Below are 13,657 nucleotides of genomic sequence, written 5' to 3' on the forward strand. Positions count from 1 at the left end.
AGCCTTTAATTAATTTTTATTTTAATAGAGTGATTACAACACGTCTGTTTAATGCTTTTCCAGAAGCTGTGTTATTGTCTCCAACCGGATCATTTTGACCTTTTCCGTCAACTAACTGGAAACGATTTGCAGGAATTCCTTTTTGTTTTAAGTAATCTACAACTGCCTGAGCTCTGCTTTTTGACAATGCTAAGTTAGCATCTGCATTTCCAACATTATCTGTGTGTCCAACAACAGTTAACTTTGTGTTTTCAGCTTGCACTAATAAGTTGTAAATTTTCTCCACTTCTTTACTAGATGTATTTGAAATTTCAGCACTTCCTGTGTTAAAGTTAATTTTCCATTCTCCAGAAGCTACCACTTCTTTTGCCTCATTAGTGTAGTCTGCTTTATCAGCCGAAGTTGATTCGATATCATTAATATTTTTAAGGAAAAATAAATTTACCGCTTGCTCATAAGGAACAACAGCTCCAACATTTTCATTAAATCCAAATGGATTCAATTCTGTCAAATAACTTGAAACCTGATTATAAACTGATTTGTATCTGTTTACACCATCAGATAAACCATAATATTGCATTGCGTCAGCATAATTAAATACTTTTGAACCTCCCATATTATAGGTCAATCCGCCTTTTGTTCCTTGTTGTCCTTTAAACATTTTGTACCAATATTCAGGAGTTTCAAGTTTATATGTTGCAGCAACTGCTTCTGAAGCTCTTACTTTCCAATCTTCATAATTTTTCATTTGATTTGAAGCTGTCAATGCCGACTTCAAAATATTTGAAACTATGTTCGGGTTTTTCTCTGCCCATTCTTTCACACCAATAATAGTAGTTGGCATTTGGTTGTTAAATTCTTTTGTAGAAACAATATCAATGAAACCAGTCAATTTATCAAAAACCGTTTTATCTCCAGGTGTCCATGTAGCACAACCGTCAATCTTTCTATTAACAGATTTACCTGTTAATTTCCCGTTTACTACTTCTTTCAAAGTAACAGTCCATCCTGTTGTTTGAGATTTGATTAATTCCTCTGCCGATTTGATATAATCATCATTTTCTGATGGATAAATATTTACTGCTTCAGCGTCATACGTTGTTGGATCAGGGTTTACTTTTAAACCGTTAGCAAAACAATAGTTTACAGTAGTTACCCAGTCACCATCTCCAAGTACTGCAGAAATAACAGAACCTTTCATAGATTTTGGATCTGATTTCCAGCTTGGTGGCCCGATTAATTTATCTTCTCCGTAACTCATACCAACAGCTCCCATTACCTGTAAGTGGTACTTATCTTTTCCGTATTTTTCGTCAAGAGATTTCTGAACAGAACTAATATAAAATGGTGCTCCATCACCCATAATGATTACAGCAAAAACACTTTTTTCTGAAGATGGAAAAGCTTCACCTTTATCAAATTCTTCAATAAATTTCATTTGCATATTACGCAATTCTGAAAGCCAGTCCTGACGGATAATTTCAAGATTTACTCCATTTTTTTCCATCAAGGATCCTTTTGTTGTTTTTGGACCACCATTAGCAACAATAAATCCAGATTGCGCATTCCATGCATAAGCACCAATTCTCACTAAAGGTTGATTTGAAACTTCAGTAGAAATTTCAGTTGATGGAAGTTCTATTTTTGCTGCATTAGTAACATTATTAACATCCGTCTGATTCAAATCAATTCCGTTTAATTGTTTTGAAACAGCTGTCTTAATTCCTGGTGAAATATAATAAACACCTCCTAGAATTATTCCAATTCCAGCAATAACTATTAATAACTCTGAAAGCGTTGTAAGCTTTTCAGTTCTTAAAATTTTTCCCATTTTTATTTATAAAATTAAAATTATTGTATTAAAAAATATCTCCAAAACCACCACTGGACAATTTATCCTCTTTGGTCATTTTATAATTTGGACTCGTATACTTTGTAGAGTCCGGAATTGTATTGTCTCCGGTTTTGATTTCATCTGCCAAAGAATCTAATCTCGAATAAAGCTCATCATTATCAACTGAATATTTAGAAGTCAACGCGTCAATGTCAATTAAGTTTTCCGAAGTCTTAGCAATATCCTGAGCAATTGTAGAAGTTACCACTTCCAGAGCATACTCTAATTCCCAGTCTTTAGTAAACAACATCGCACTTTTTGCGCTTTCAGTTGCCTCTTTAGCATTTCTTGCAAATTCATACTCTTTCTGAAGCATCTTAACTGTTACATCAAAATCTGCAATTTTAATGTCGATCGCAGTACCCGCCAAAGTCAGTTTACGATCCATTTTACCTAAAACATTCGCACGAACTCCATATTTCTGAATGAAACTTTTACTTTGTTCATACTGGGTTGAAACTCTTTGAGAATCACTTAACTTTCTAGCTAATTCACTTTGTAGGGCTACATATTCATCCGTATCTTTAGCTGCAGCGCCATTGATTCTAACCATTTCGTCCATGGCAGATTTCAATTTTTCTGATTGACGTTGTAAACTCAAGACATCTTCCTGGAATCCCTTAGCTTCCTTTTCAGATTTATTCGCTTCAATTTCCATTTCATTTTTAAGACCTTTAAGCTTGGCTTTTGTATTCTTAAAAACTTCACGGTTTTTTATCATTTTTTGTTTTTGTTCTTCTAATTCATTAAAAGGATTGTTTTGTATCAATGCTTTATGAATGTTTTTAGTTGCAAAACGAAGTCCTTTCATAATAACAGGCGCCATCAAAACCAAAAAAACTAAAAATACTCCGGTTGCAGATAAGGCAATCGCCTGACCTAGCATTGTAAATAATGGCGGAATAATGTAAGTCCAGATTAAGTAACCTCCAACTCCCAATAAACCAAGTGCTAAAGCCAAAAATAAAGACTTTTCTCCTTTTTTTAATGCCCCGGATTTTAAAGCAATTTCACCTTTTGATTCGTCAAAATGTTTAAGAATTGGCAATGTTAAAAGAGTACTTCTTTCTTGTTCGAATTTGTCCATTATTATAAATATTGATTGATTCCTGTTATTACAGTATTGATTGAACTTAATATTTTTTGTTTTGCCAAATCGTTGGCTTCCATTTTTAATTGAATCTCTGAAAGTTGTTCTCTATTTACTGGATCAATTTTTTGAAGTTCAAGTTTTTTAGCTTCTAACTCTTTTTGAAGTTCTACAATTTTGGCTTCTAAATCTGAAATGCTTTTAGATAAATTATATTTCTCTTTAGTAATACTGTTATCCAATTCCGCTTTTTTTGTTTTACCAATTGCGTCATATTTAGCGTAAACCTTTTCAATCTCAGTTATATAAAAGCTTCCCTTTTGCAAAAGAAATTCTTTATTCAAATCAGATTTTAAAGATTTACCCATCGTAAAAGCCATCTGATAACTTTGAGGATTAGTAACTCCAACTGCCAAAACAGATTTATAAAGTTCAAAGAAATCAAAACCTTCTACATTCAAAGATTCAAAACCTTTGTCATATACTTGCAAGATTTCATTTAGAAAGGGATTTGTTAACGAATTAGTTGCAGATGATTCTCCTGCATGATCTGGAAATTTACTATTTGTTGGTGATAAAATGGGAGCTGATTGTTTAATTTCCGCTTTATCCTCCGAATTATTAGCCTCATCATTTATGAATAGACTTTTCCAATTAAAACTTTCTTTTGCCATTGTATTTAGTTAATCAATTATTTAATAACTTTTTGGTTGTTAAATGTTATACGAAGAAAGTGTTAAAAAGTTACTAATTTTAAAGCTATAAATATATACTTTTTTAAAAATAAATCGTAACTATTTAATTACCAAATCAGTTTATTCGTATAATTTTTTAAAAAATTACATCAACTTGGTCAAATCAAATAAGTATATACAAAAAAAAGAGCCAATATAAATTGGCTCTTTCATTTTTCATTAACTGAAATATTTTTATCCGTTCAATGCCTCAGCACCACCAACAATCTCTAAGATCTCGTTAGTAATAGCCGCTTGACGCGCTTTGTTATAAGTCAATTTCAATTGGTTTCTCAATGCAGTTGCGTTGTCAGTTGCTTTGTGCATAGCTGTCATACGTGCTCCATGTTCTGAAGCAAATGAATCGCGAATACCTTTGTATAATTGCGTTTTTAACGATTTTGGAATCAAAGTCAATACAATTTCTTCTTTTGAAGGCTCGAAAATATAATCTCCAGTAGTAGTTGCTGCATCAGATTTAATTGGAGCTAACGGTAAAAATTGCTCTGTCTGAACAATTTGAGTCGCAGCATTTTTAAACTGATTGTAAATCAATTCGATTCTGTCATATTCTCCAGATAAGAATTTTTGAGTCAAATTATCAGCAATTCCAGCAACATTTTCGAAAGTCAAATGATCAAAAATTGCATTATGATGTCCGTGAACTTTAAATGTTTTAGACAAAACGTCGTTTCCTTTTTTCCCAATAGGAAAAACATCAACTTGTTTTCCTGCATAAAATTCAGAACGGTTTTTAACCTCTTTAATAATATTCGAATTGAATGCACCACACAAACCTCTATTAGAAGTAATTGCTACAAGCAATACTTTTTTCACTTCACGTTGAGTTGTGTAATCTCCTCCAACTTCACCATCAAGTGTAGCTGAAAGATTTTGCAATAATTCCGTTAATTTCTCGGCATAAGGGCGCATTGCAGTGATTGCATCTTGTGCTTTCTTAAGCTTTGCTGCAGAAACCATTTTCATAGCCGATGTAATCTGCATCGTCGATGAAACGGAAGTAATTCTATTACGGATTTCCTTTAAATTTGCCATCTATTAATTAGAAAATGTGACAATTTGAAAATTAGATAATTAGAAAAATGTGAAACCATTCTCTAATTATCTAATTAACGAATTATCTAATTAGTTATATTTTGCTGAAACTTCTTTTGCTGCTTTTTCGATAACATCTGTAATGTTGTCATCAAATTTACCAGCTTTCAAAGCGTTAAGCGTATCTTTATGTTTACTGTTCATGTAAGCTAAGAAATCAGCTTCGAATTCTTTTACTTTATTTACAGGAACACTTTTCAATAAGTTTTTAGATCCAGCGTAAATAATAGCAACTTGGTTTTCAACAGGATAAGGATCATTTAAACCTTGTTTCAAGATTTCAACGTTTCTTTTTCCTTTTTCAATTACGTTTAAAGTAACTGAATCCAAGTCAGAACCAAATTTAGCGAAAGCTTCTAATTCACGGAATTGAGCTTGGTCTAATTTTAAAGTTCCAGAAACTTTTTTCATTGATTTAATTTGCGCATTACCTCCAACACGAGATACAGAGATACCTACGTTGATAGCAGGACGAACCCCAGAGTTGAACAAATCTCCATCAAGGAAAATCTGACCATCTGTAATAGAGATTACGTTTGTTGGGATATATGCAGAAACGTCACCAGCTTGAGTTTCGATAATTGGTAAAGCAGTTAATGAACCACCACCTTTTACGATAGATTTGATAGAATCTGGTAAATCGTTCATGTTTTTAGCGATACCATCATCAGCGATTACTTTACAAGCACGCTCTAATAAACGAGAGTGTAAGTAGAAAACGTCTCCAGGATAAGCCTCACGTCCCGGTGGTCTTCTTAATAAAAGAGAAACCTCACGGTAAGCAACAGCTTGTTTAGATAAATCATCATAAACGATAAGAGCTGGACGACCAGAATCTCTGAAATACTCTCCAATTGCAGCACCAGCGAATGGAGCGTAAACTTGCATTGGAGCTGGATCAGAAGCATTAGCAGCAACGATAACTGTATAAGCCATTGCTCCTTTTTCTTCTAACATTTTAGCGATTCCTGCTACAGTTGAAGCTTTTTGTCCAATTGCAACATATATACAGAATACAGGTTTTCCTGCATCATAAAATTCTTTTTGGTTCAAGATTGTATCGATACAAACAGTTGATTTACCTGTTTGACGGTCACCGATTACAAGCTCACGCTGTCCACGACCAACTGGGATCATTGCATCAACTGCTTTTACTCCTGTTTGTAATGGCTCAGTTACTGGCTGACGGAAAATAACTCCTGGCGCTTTTCTTTCTAAAGGCATTTCGTATAAGTCTCCACCGATTGGCCCTTTTCCATCAATTGGAAAACCAAGAGTGTTAACTACACGTCCTACCATTTGTTCACCTACTTTAAGAGAAGCAATACGTTGAGTTCTTTTTGCTGTAGATCCTTCTTTAATTCCTGTTGATGGTCCTAATAATACAACCCCAACATTATCCTCCTCAAGATTCAATACGATACCTTCCATACCGTTATCAAATTCTACTAACTCACCATATTGAACATTAGATAGCCCGTAAACACGAGCAATACCATCTCCAACTTGAAGTACTGATCCTACTTCCTCTAGCGTAGCACCAGATTCAAAACCTTCTACTTGCTTTCTTAATATTGCTGAAATTTCAGCAGGTTTGATTTCCGCCATCTTAATTTATAATTTAGACACTTTTTGTGTTATAAAACTAATTACTTAACTCTCTTTTTAATACTTGTAATCTGTTTGCAACAGAAGCGTTGTATTGATTATCACCTATTCTTAAAATAAATCCACCAATGATTGAAGGATCTACTACATTTTCAATTGTTATTTTTTTATCTGATAAAGTTGCAATTTTAGCCAAAACTTTAGCTTCTAAAGCAGCGTCCATAGGAATTGCTGTTGTCACTTTTGCAACTTCAACACCATTGCTTTCATCATATACTTTAGTATACTCTACAGCAATTGCATTTAAAATTTCAAATCTTTTATTTTCGAATAATAATTGGAATAACCCTTTAGTTACACCATTTACATTTGCGAAAACTTCTAAAAGAGCACTTTGCTTAACTTCAACTGTCGTTGTTGGGTTTTGAATAAACGTACTCAATTCTGTATTTGTCTCAATTGCATTTGCAATTGATTTCATATCGTTATTTACAGCTTCGGCAACACCTTTAGAGTTTGCTAAGTCCAGAATTGCTTTTGCATAACGAATTGCTGCTCTTGTACCTGCCATAATCTTAGTTTAACTTTACGTCACCTAACATTTTCTCAACTAATTTAGTTTGAGATTCTTTGTTAGATAATTCTTCTTTCAATAATTTCTCAGCGATGCTTAATGATAAAGTTGAAACTTGAGATTTCAATTCAGCCATTGCAGCATTTTTTTCGCCCTCGATAGCCGCTTTAGCTTGCTCGATCATTTTTTGACCTTGTGCTTGTGCTTCGTTTTTAGAATCAGCGATCATTTTCTCTTTCATTTCACGAGCTTCTTTCAACATAGCATCACGTTCTGCACGAGCTTCGTTTAAGATTCTTTGATTATCAGCTTGAAGATTTTCCATTTCTTTTCTTGCATTTTCAGCAGAAAGTAATGCATCTTTAATTCCTTGCTCTCTATCATTTACTGCATCAAGAATAGGTTTCCAAGCAAATTTTTTCAACAACAAAATTAATCCAACAAATATTAATACTTGCCAAAAGAACAAACCGAATTCGAACTGATTTATTAACTTTTCCATTATATAGAATTATAAATTTTAAATTATATCTTTTAAATTGCAGTAAAAGGCAATTTTGTTTTTAATGTTTTAATTTTTTTAAACAATAGTTGCAACCAACCGTTGCAACTATTGTTTTTTGTGTTTTAATTAAGCAGCGAATAATGCAGCGAAACCAATACCTTCAATAAGTGCAGCAGCGATAAGCATAGCTGTTTGGATTTTTCCTGAAGCTTCTGGCTGACGAGCAATAGCGTCCATTGCTGAACCACCAATTCTACCAATACCTAAAGCAGCTCCGATTACGATTAATCCAGCTCCGATGAAATTTAAACCGTTCATATTTGTATATATTAAAAATTAAACATTCAATTTTGATTTTAGATTTTTGAATGTAGATTTTAGATTGAAATAATCTGAAATCTAAACTCTAAAATCTAATTTTAGTGGTGCCCCTCCTCTTCGTGGTGGTGCTCTTCTACTGCTGAACCAAAATAAAGTGCAGACAGCATTGTAAAAATATAGGCTTGTAAAAATGCAACTAGAATTTCAAGAATAGAAAGTGCAAATGATAATCCGAAAGATAAACTACTTCCGATCCAGCTTTTAAAGATAAACATTAATCCGATGATACTCATCAATACAATGTGGCCTGCAAAAATATTTGCGTACAAACGAATCATTAATGAGAATGGTTTAATAAAAACTCCTAACAATTCGATTGGAGCCAAAATAATTCTCATTGGTTTTGGTACGCCTGGCATCCAAAAAATGTGACCCCAGTAGTTTTTATTTGCAGTAAGATTTGTAATTAAGAAAGTAAGGATTGCTAAAGAGAATGTAATTGTTAAATTACCAGTAGCATTAATTCCTAGTGGAGTTAATCCAAAAATATTTAAAAACAATACAAAGAAGAAAATCGTTAACAAATAACTCATGTATTTCTTATAATGTTTTTCACCAATGTTTGGAATCGCAACGTCATCACGAATAAAAAGTACTAACGGTTCGAAAATTCTTCCAACCCCTGAAGCAATTCCTCCATTTTTAGCATACGATTTTGCTAAGCTTGTAAATAACCAGAACATCAATAAAGCGGCAACTATAATAGAAAGTACCGTTTTTGTAATTGAAAAGTCTAACGGACGAACATTTGTTGGGTGTCCTGTTTTTTCATCTTCAGTAATTGTTCCTTTAGCATCTGTTTTGTAGATTTTACCATCATGATGATTAATCACATAATAATTTCCGTTTGATTCTGCTACTTCGTGTCCGTGGTGAAATTTAGAAGAAGAAAAAATTTGAAGTCCATTATCCCAAAGAATTACAGGTAATGAAAAACCGTAATATTTTCCAGTCTCATCATCTTGTGTTAAAGTAAAATCATGAGAGTCTAAAACGTGGTGACCAATAAATGCTTTTATCTTAGATTTAACATCTGTTGGCTCGGCATGCTGACCTTCTGCAGCTCCTTCATGGGCTACTTCAGTTTGAACATGCGTAGAGTCTTTTTCAGTATTTGAAAAACTCATTAGTGGAAGACAAGCTACTAAAGCTGCAAGAATAAATCTGAGTGGTTTGTTTGAAATCACCATATCGTGGAAAATCTTATTTTTTTACGTTTCTAAAATTTGGTGCAAAGGTACATTTTTTATTAATATTCAAAAGGATATGAAAAATTATTTTTGAACCTTCTTTTAAAGAATCCTTATTTTAACGCTTTTCATTTAATAATCGGACAGTTAAAACTGTCTCAAATAACAAAAATAGCATAAATGTTATAAAAAAGTTGCTTTTTTCAACAGAGACATTGTGAATCTTGTCTGATAAAATCGGTCTTGCAAATCCATAATAGATAAACATTTGAATAAAAGTTCCTAACATGAAGAACATTCCAATACTGTCAAATTTATCTTTCTTGAATTTTAATGTGAGTATTATTAATAAGGCAGAAAAAAATAAAAAGATCAAATACAATGATTCTAGGCTATAATAGAAGTTTTGATCCTCGATTTTAAAACAAAAGAAAATTCCTTTATGTATTATGTAGGAAGCTAAAGCAACAATGCATAAATAAAGAACAAGTATGTATTTTTTTAAAAACATTTGAAATAATTTTTTGCAAAGATGCAACTTTTATTCCAAGCTGTTTAAAAGATAAATTACTTCATCTTATTGATTTCGTTAACCTGACGAAATACATTATATAATGCTAAACCTACTCCAACCATTACAAGAATTTTGCTGTAATACACTTTTGTGCTCGGGTGTTTCTCGTCTAGCCAAGATCCTAAATAATAGAACAAATAAATAATAACCCCCATTTGAATTGGGATATTAATAAGGGCGATCCATTTATTTCCTTTATTATTCGGTTCCTTTTCCATCTTCTAATAGTATTACCGGATTAGAATTTAACATGGTACAAGTTGCTGTAAACTCAGCTCCTGGTTCGATAGATAATTTACCAACGGCGATTTCTCCATGAATACGAGCAGTACCTTTAATATTAAGGACTTCTAAAACTTTTAATTTTCCTTGAAATTCTCCTTCAATATCGGCATTATGGCAAATAATTTCGCCCTTAACAATTCCTGATGCGCCAATAACGAGTTTTCCTTGCGAAGTAAAATTTCCTATCAATTCACCATCAAGTCTAAAATCAGCTTTTGAAACAATATCTCCAACAATAGAAGTTCCTTCTACAATTCTATTGGTTTTTCCTAAATTCTCTGTACTGCTTTTTTTGACTTTTTCAAACATGGCTTTTATGGGGTTTTTGGGGCTAAATAAACGTCAAGATTTTTTTTGATTTGAACTACCTTATAATTATCACTTGAAATAATTATAGGCATATTCGAGATTTTATATTTTTTATCATCTCTCAAAACTCCTGAAACATCTTTGGCATATGCCTCTGATTTTAAACCATGAATAACTACAAAACTTTCCGTTTTATTGTATTTGTCAAATGAAGTTGTTAGTCTTTCGTAATTTTCGACTAACATATATACCTTAATTGATTCCTCGATTTTTTTAACTGTTTTTGTATCTGTATTCGATACTCGATATAAAATTTTCCAATTTTTACCGTCAACTGCTGTAAAATCTAATTTTTCTAAAGCTGGAATTTGTTTTTCTAAAATTTCACGCGCATCTTTCCCTTCTTCACTATTTGGATAGTTGTCAGCAACATTTTCTAATCCTTTTTTGTAAGCTGCCAAACCTTCTACTTTTCCTAAAGTACTTGCTTTAAGCAATTCAAATTTCGAAACAATGTCTTCACCGGCATATTGATTAATCAAGTTGTCGATGTTGTTTAAAACTTCGTCAAAATGCTCTTCTTCAAACAATTTATACCATTTTTTATATTCCCTGTCTGCCGAAGCTAAATCATCTGAATTGGTATTGTTTAAAATCTGTGCATATCTAGAAGATGGATAATTGCCTATTATATCCGATTTTATTCTTTCAGCTCTTGCTGGATTTGTAATCTGATATATTTTATACAAATTGTACATTGATGGCAAAACCAATTTTTCTTCAGGTTTATTCTGCAATAATTGTTCTAACTTGTCACTAGCTAATTTATATTCTTTAAATTTCTCCTTATAAATAAGCCCTAATTGATAATAGGCAAAGTTTCGCTCCTTTCCAATACTATCCATAACAGCAGGACTTGTTGGAATCTTGCTTTCATAAAATGCCGTTGTATATTTTTCCGGAACCGTTTGCTGCAATGCATTTATAGAATCCTGATTTATATTTAATGAATCTTTTAAAGACGTATTTACAATTGATTTTCCTGCACTTAATCTCCAATTTCCATCTATAGTACGGTTACCCCACATTTTTCTAAATTGCAATTTTCCGTAAGCAACCGTTGTTGGGTTATAAAAATAAAAAGTACTTGCGGCATCATTTCCAGATGGTGGATTAAATGCTCCAGCCGCTAAATCCATTTTATTAGGCGTCATTGCTGATGATCCACTGTTTGCATCAGTATTTCGTTGAATGTTTGCCTGTTTTTCCTTTTCCTTTTCTTGTTCTAAACGTTTTGCATCATCTTTCTTTTTGAGTTCAGCAATATAGATTTCGAAATACGTTTTTCTCTCTTCTGTTGGCAAATTGTAAACTTTGATAATGCTGTCGTTACGTTTTGCAATTGCCTCGTATTTGATTACATTATCTAGATTTTTTCTGTTTTTTTCAATAAACGCAAACTCTCTAGTTTTTGGATTTAATTTTACCAACGTACTATCATAATATTTTGCTGCCATTGTATAATCTGTATTTCTAAAATACATATTTCCAATGTTTCGATAGGTAGAGGCAACAAGATAAGGATCTTTAGATTTTCGGGCTAACGAATGATTGTAAAACTCCAAAGCATCCTTTTGCTCATTATTCTTATCAAAAAACACTCCCATTTCATAAAAAAGGATATCATAATAAGGTCTGTTTTCTCGATCTTCAACTAATTTATTATAAGTTTCGATAAACATATCATGATCATCTTTTTCATAATCAAACATTTGTGCTTTTTTTGCATAAGCTTGCATCATGTATTTACGATCGGCTTTTCGGTTCATGTCGATTACGCCATTATAAAAGTAAACGGCACTGTCTCTTTTTCCGGATTCTTGATACAATTGTCCCAAAATAAAACGGTAGCGCGCTCGGTCTTCATTAATTCTAGTAAATTTTTCAGCAATTTTCAATTTGGTTACGGCACTGTCTTTTTGCTCTGTATTCAAAAAAGCTTCTGCCAATAATGCATTTGCATCAGAAAACGTCTGCTTGTCTAAATCTGTTTTCTTTAATAATTCATTGATGTTTTTAATTACGATCGCATCATTACCTAAACGCATATTGGTTTTTTCACGCCAGACTTTTGCTGTATTGATATTACTGCTATTTGGGTATTTATAAAGAATATAATTGAAAGCCTCAATTGCCGGAATAAAGCGCTGATCATAATATCGTGCTTTTCCCAGCATCAAATATGCCTCATCTATCTGATAATTTCTTTCTCTTCCTCCAATATTCATGGAGTGTTTCTGAATTGCCTTTGTAGCTTTAGTTTCTGCTTTCTCGAAATCTGGATTTTTTGTCTTTTCCCCTTCCGAAAAATTTTCATCAAATTGCATTTTTTCGATCGGCAGAATTTTCCAGAAATTATCCTGGTTGTTGGCCTGAATAGATTTAAGCCCTTTTTCAAGACCAATTCCACCATTATACAAAATGTTGTATTTGGTACTTAAAGCATGCGAATTCCTATTCACAAAGGTGTTATTCTTTGTGGAACATGCTATCAAAAGCAATGCAAAAGTTAGAAAAAAACTATATTTAAGAGTATTCTTTTTCAATAGAATCAATTTTTAAAGCATTAACTTATAAAAAGCACTTTTAGTATAATGACTTGTAAAATTACGCTTCTTTTTGAAATATAGAAACTTAAACTGCAAAAAACGATTCCAGCTCCTGCAAGGTCTCTTTTGAAGTTTGAATATCTTTTACAATTTCACCTTTATTAAGGGCAACTATTCGGTCACAAACCTCAACCGTGTGCTGTAAATCATGACTTGAAACCAAAACAGTTACATTTGGGTCATCGGCTAATTCTTTGATAATTTTCTTCAAACGGCTTACGGTAGTAGGATCTAAATTTGCAAAAGGCTCATCTAAAATTACCACTTCTGGATTTCCAATAAGGGTTGCAATAATCCCTACTTTTTTCTGGTTTCCTTTTGATAAATCACGAAGATATTTTTTATTTTTTAAAATTTCTCCATTAAAAAATTCTTCATGTTTAGCCAAAAGCGCATCAATATCGGCTTTGTTCTGATGGCGCAAATCTCCAATGAAGTAAAAGTATTCTTCTGGCGTCAAATAGCCAATAAGGAAACTTTCGTCTAAAAAAGAACCTGTAAAAGATTTCCATTTTTCACTTGTATTTACTTGAATATCATTTGTTTTTATATAACCAGTCGAAGGATGAATAAGATCTAAAAGCAAACTGAAAAAAGTTGTTTTTCCGGCACCGTTGTTTCCAACAAGCCCAAAGCTTTGTCCTTTTGGAATTTCAAGATTTTCAATATTTAAAACTGTTGTACCGTTATATTTTTTTGAAAGCTGATTTACTTGTATCATGATAATG

The 13,657-nt window shown here is 32.6% G+C and carries 13 protein-coding genes; all 13 read right to left on the minus strand.

Annotation, left to right across the window (positions count from 1 at the left end):
• Nucleotides 1-16: 16 nt before the first annotated feature.
• Complete coding sequence (locus tag EYY60_RS04570; protein ID WP_132988214.1) at nucleotides 17-1,831, minus strand: OmpA family protein; 1,815 nt, start codon at nucleotides 1,829-1,831, stop codon at nucleotides 17-19.
• Nucleotides 1,832-1,859: 28 nt separating this feature from the next.
• Entirely contained in the window at nucleotides 1,860-2,981 is a 1,122-nt protein-coding gene (locus EYY60_RS04575) for a hypothetical protein (protein ID WP_132988215.1), read from the minus strand.
• Between the two features lie 2 nt (nucleotides 2,982-2,983).
• Entirely contained in the window at nucleotides 2,984-3,658 is a 675-nt protein-coding gene (locus EYY60_RS04580) for a hypothetical protein (protein WP_132988216.1), read from the minus strand.
• A 255-nt stretch (nucleotides 3,659-3,913) separates the two neighbouring features.
• Entirely contained in the window at nucleotides 3,914-4,774 is an 861-nt protein-coding gene (gene atpG / locus EYY60_RS04585) for an ATP synthase F1 subunit gamma (RefSeq protein WP_132988217.1), read from the minus strand.
• Nucleotides 4,775-4,864: 90 nt separating this feature from the next.
• A complete protein-coding gene (gene atpA, locus EYY60_RS04590; protein WP_132988218.1) occupies nucleotides 4,865-6,442 on the minus strand; it encodes a F0F1 ATP synthase subunit alpha in 1,578 nt (525 codons plus the stop codon).
• A gap of 37 nt (nucleotides 6,443-6,479) precedes the next feature.
• On the minus strand, nucleotides 6,480-7,013 hold the full coding sequence (gene atpH / locus EYY60_RS04595; RefSeq protein ID WP_132988219.1) for an ATP synthase F1 subunit delta: 534 nt from the start codon (nucleotides 7,011-7,013) through the stop codon (nucleotides 6,480-6,482).
• Nucleotides 7,014-7,017: 4 nt separating this feature from the next.
• A complete protein-coding gene (locus EYY60_RS04600; protein ID WP_132988220.1) occupies nucleotides 7,018-7,518 on the minus strand; it encodes a F0F1 ATP synthase subunit B in 501 nt (166 codons plus the stop codon).
• Between the two features lie 129 nt (nucleotides 7,519-7,647).
• A complete protein-coding gene (atpE, locus tag EYY60_RS04605; protein ID WP_053472986.1) occupies nucleotides 7,648-7,839 on the minus strand; it encodes an ATP synthase F0 subunit C in 192 nt (63 codons plus the stop codon).
• Nucleotides 7,840-7,940: 101 nt separating this feature from the next.
• A complete protein-coding gene (gene atpB / locus EYY60_RS04610) occupies nucleotides 7,941-9,092 on the minus strand; it encodes a F0F1 ATP synthase subunit A (RefSeq protein ID WP_132988221.1) in 1,152 nt (383 codons plus the stop codon).
• A 567-nt stretch (nucleotides 9,093-9,659) separates the two neighbouring features.
• Complete coding sequence (locus tag EYY60_RS04620) at nucleotides 9,660-9,884, minus strand: AtpZ/AtpI family protein (RefSeq protein WP_132988223.1); 225 nt, start codon at nucleotides 9,882-9,884, stop codon at nucleotides 9,660-9,662.
• Nucleotides 9,865-10,260, minus strand: a complete 396-nt coding sequence (locus EYY60_RS04625; protein WP_132988224.1) for a bactofilin family protein — start codon at nucleotides 10,258-10,260, stop codon at nucleotides 9,865-9,867. Before EYY60_RS04625 ends, EYY60_RS04620 begins: the two co-directional genes overlap by 20 nt.
• A 5-nt stretch (nucleotides 10,261-10,265) precedes the next feature.
• Nucleotides 10,266-12,866 carry a type IX secretion system periplasmic lipoprotein PorW/SprE gene (gene porW / locus EYY60_RS04630; RefSeq protein ID WP_132988225.1) on the minus strand — a complete coding sequence of 867 codons (2,601 nt, stop codon included), beginning with the start codon at nucleotides 12,864-12,866 and terminating at the stop codon, nucleotides 10,266-10,268.
• Between the two features lie 88 nt (nucleotides 12,867-12,954).
• Nucleotides 12,955-13,650 carry an ABC transporter ATP-binding protein gene (locus tag EYY60_RS04635; RefSeq protein ID WP_132988226.1) on the minus strand — a complete coding sequence of 232 codons (696 nt, stop codon included), beginning with the start codon at nucleotides 13,648-13,650 and terminating at the stop codon, nucleotides 12,955-12,957.
• Nucleotides 13,651-13,657: the final 7 nt, after the last annotated feature.

It is taken from the genome of Flavobacterium zhairuonense (assembly GCF_004352915.1).
Classification (GTDB): domain Bacteria; phylum Bacteroidota; class Bacteroidia; order Flavobacteriales; family Flavobacteriaceae; genus Flavobacterium; species Flavobacterium zhairuonense.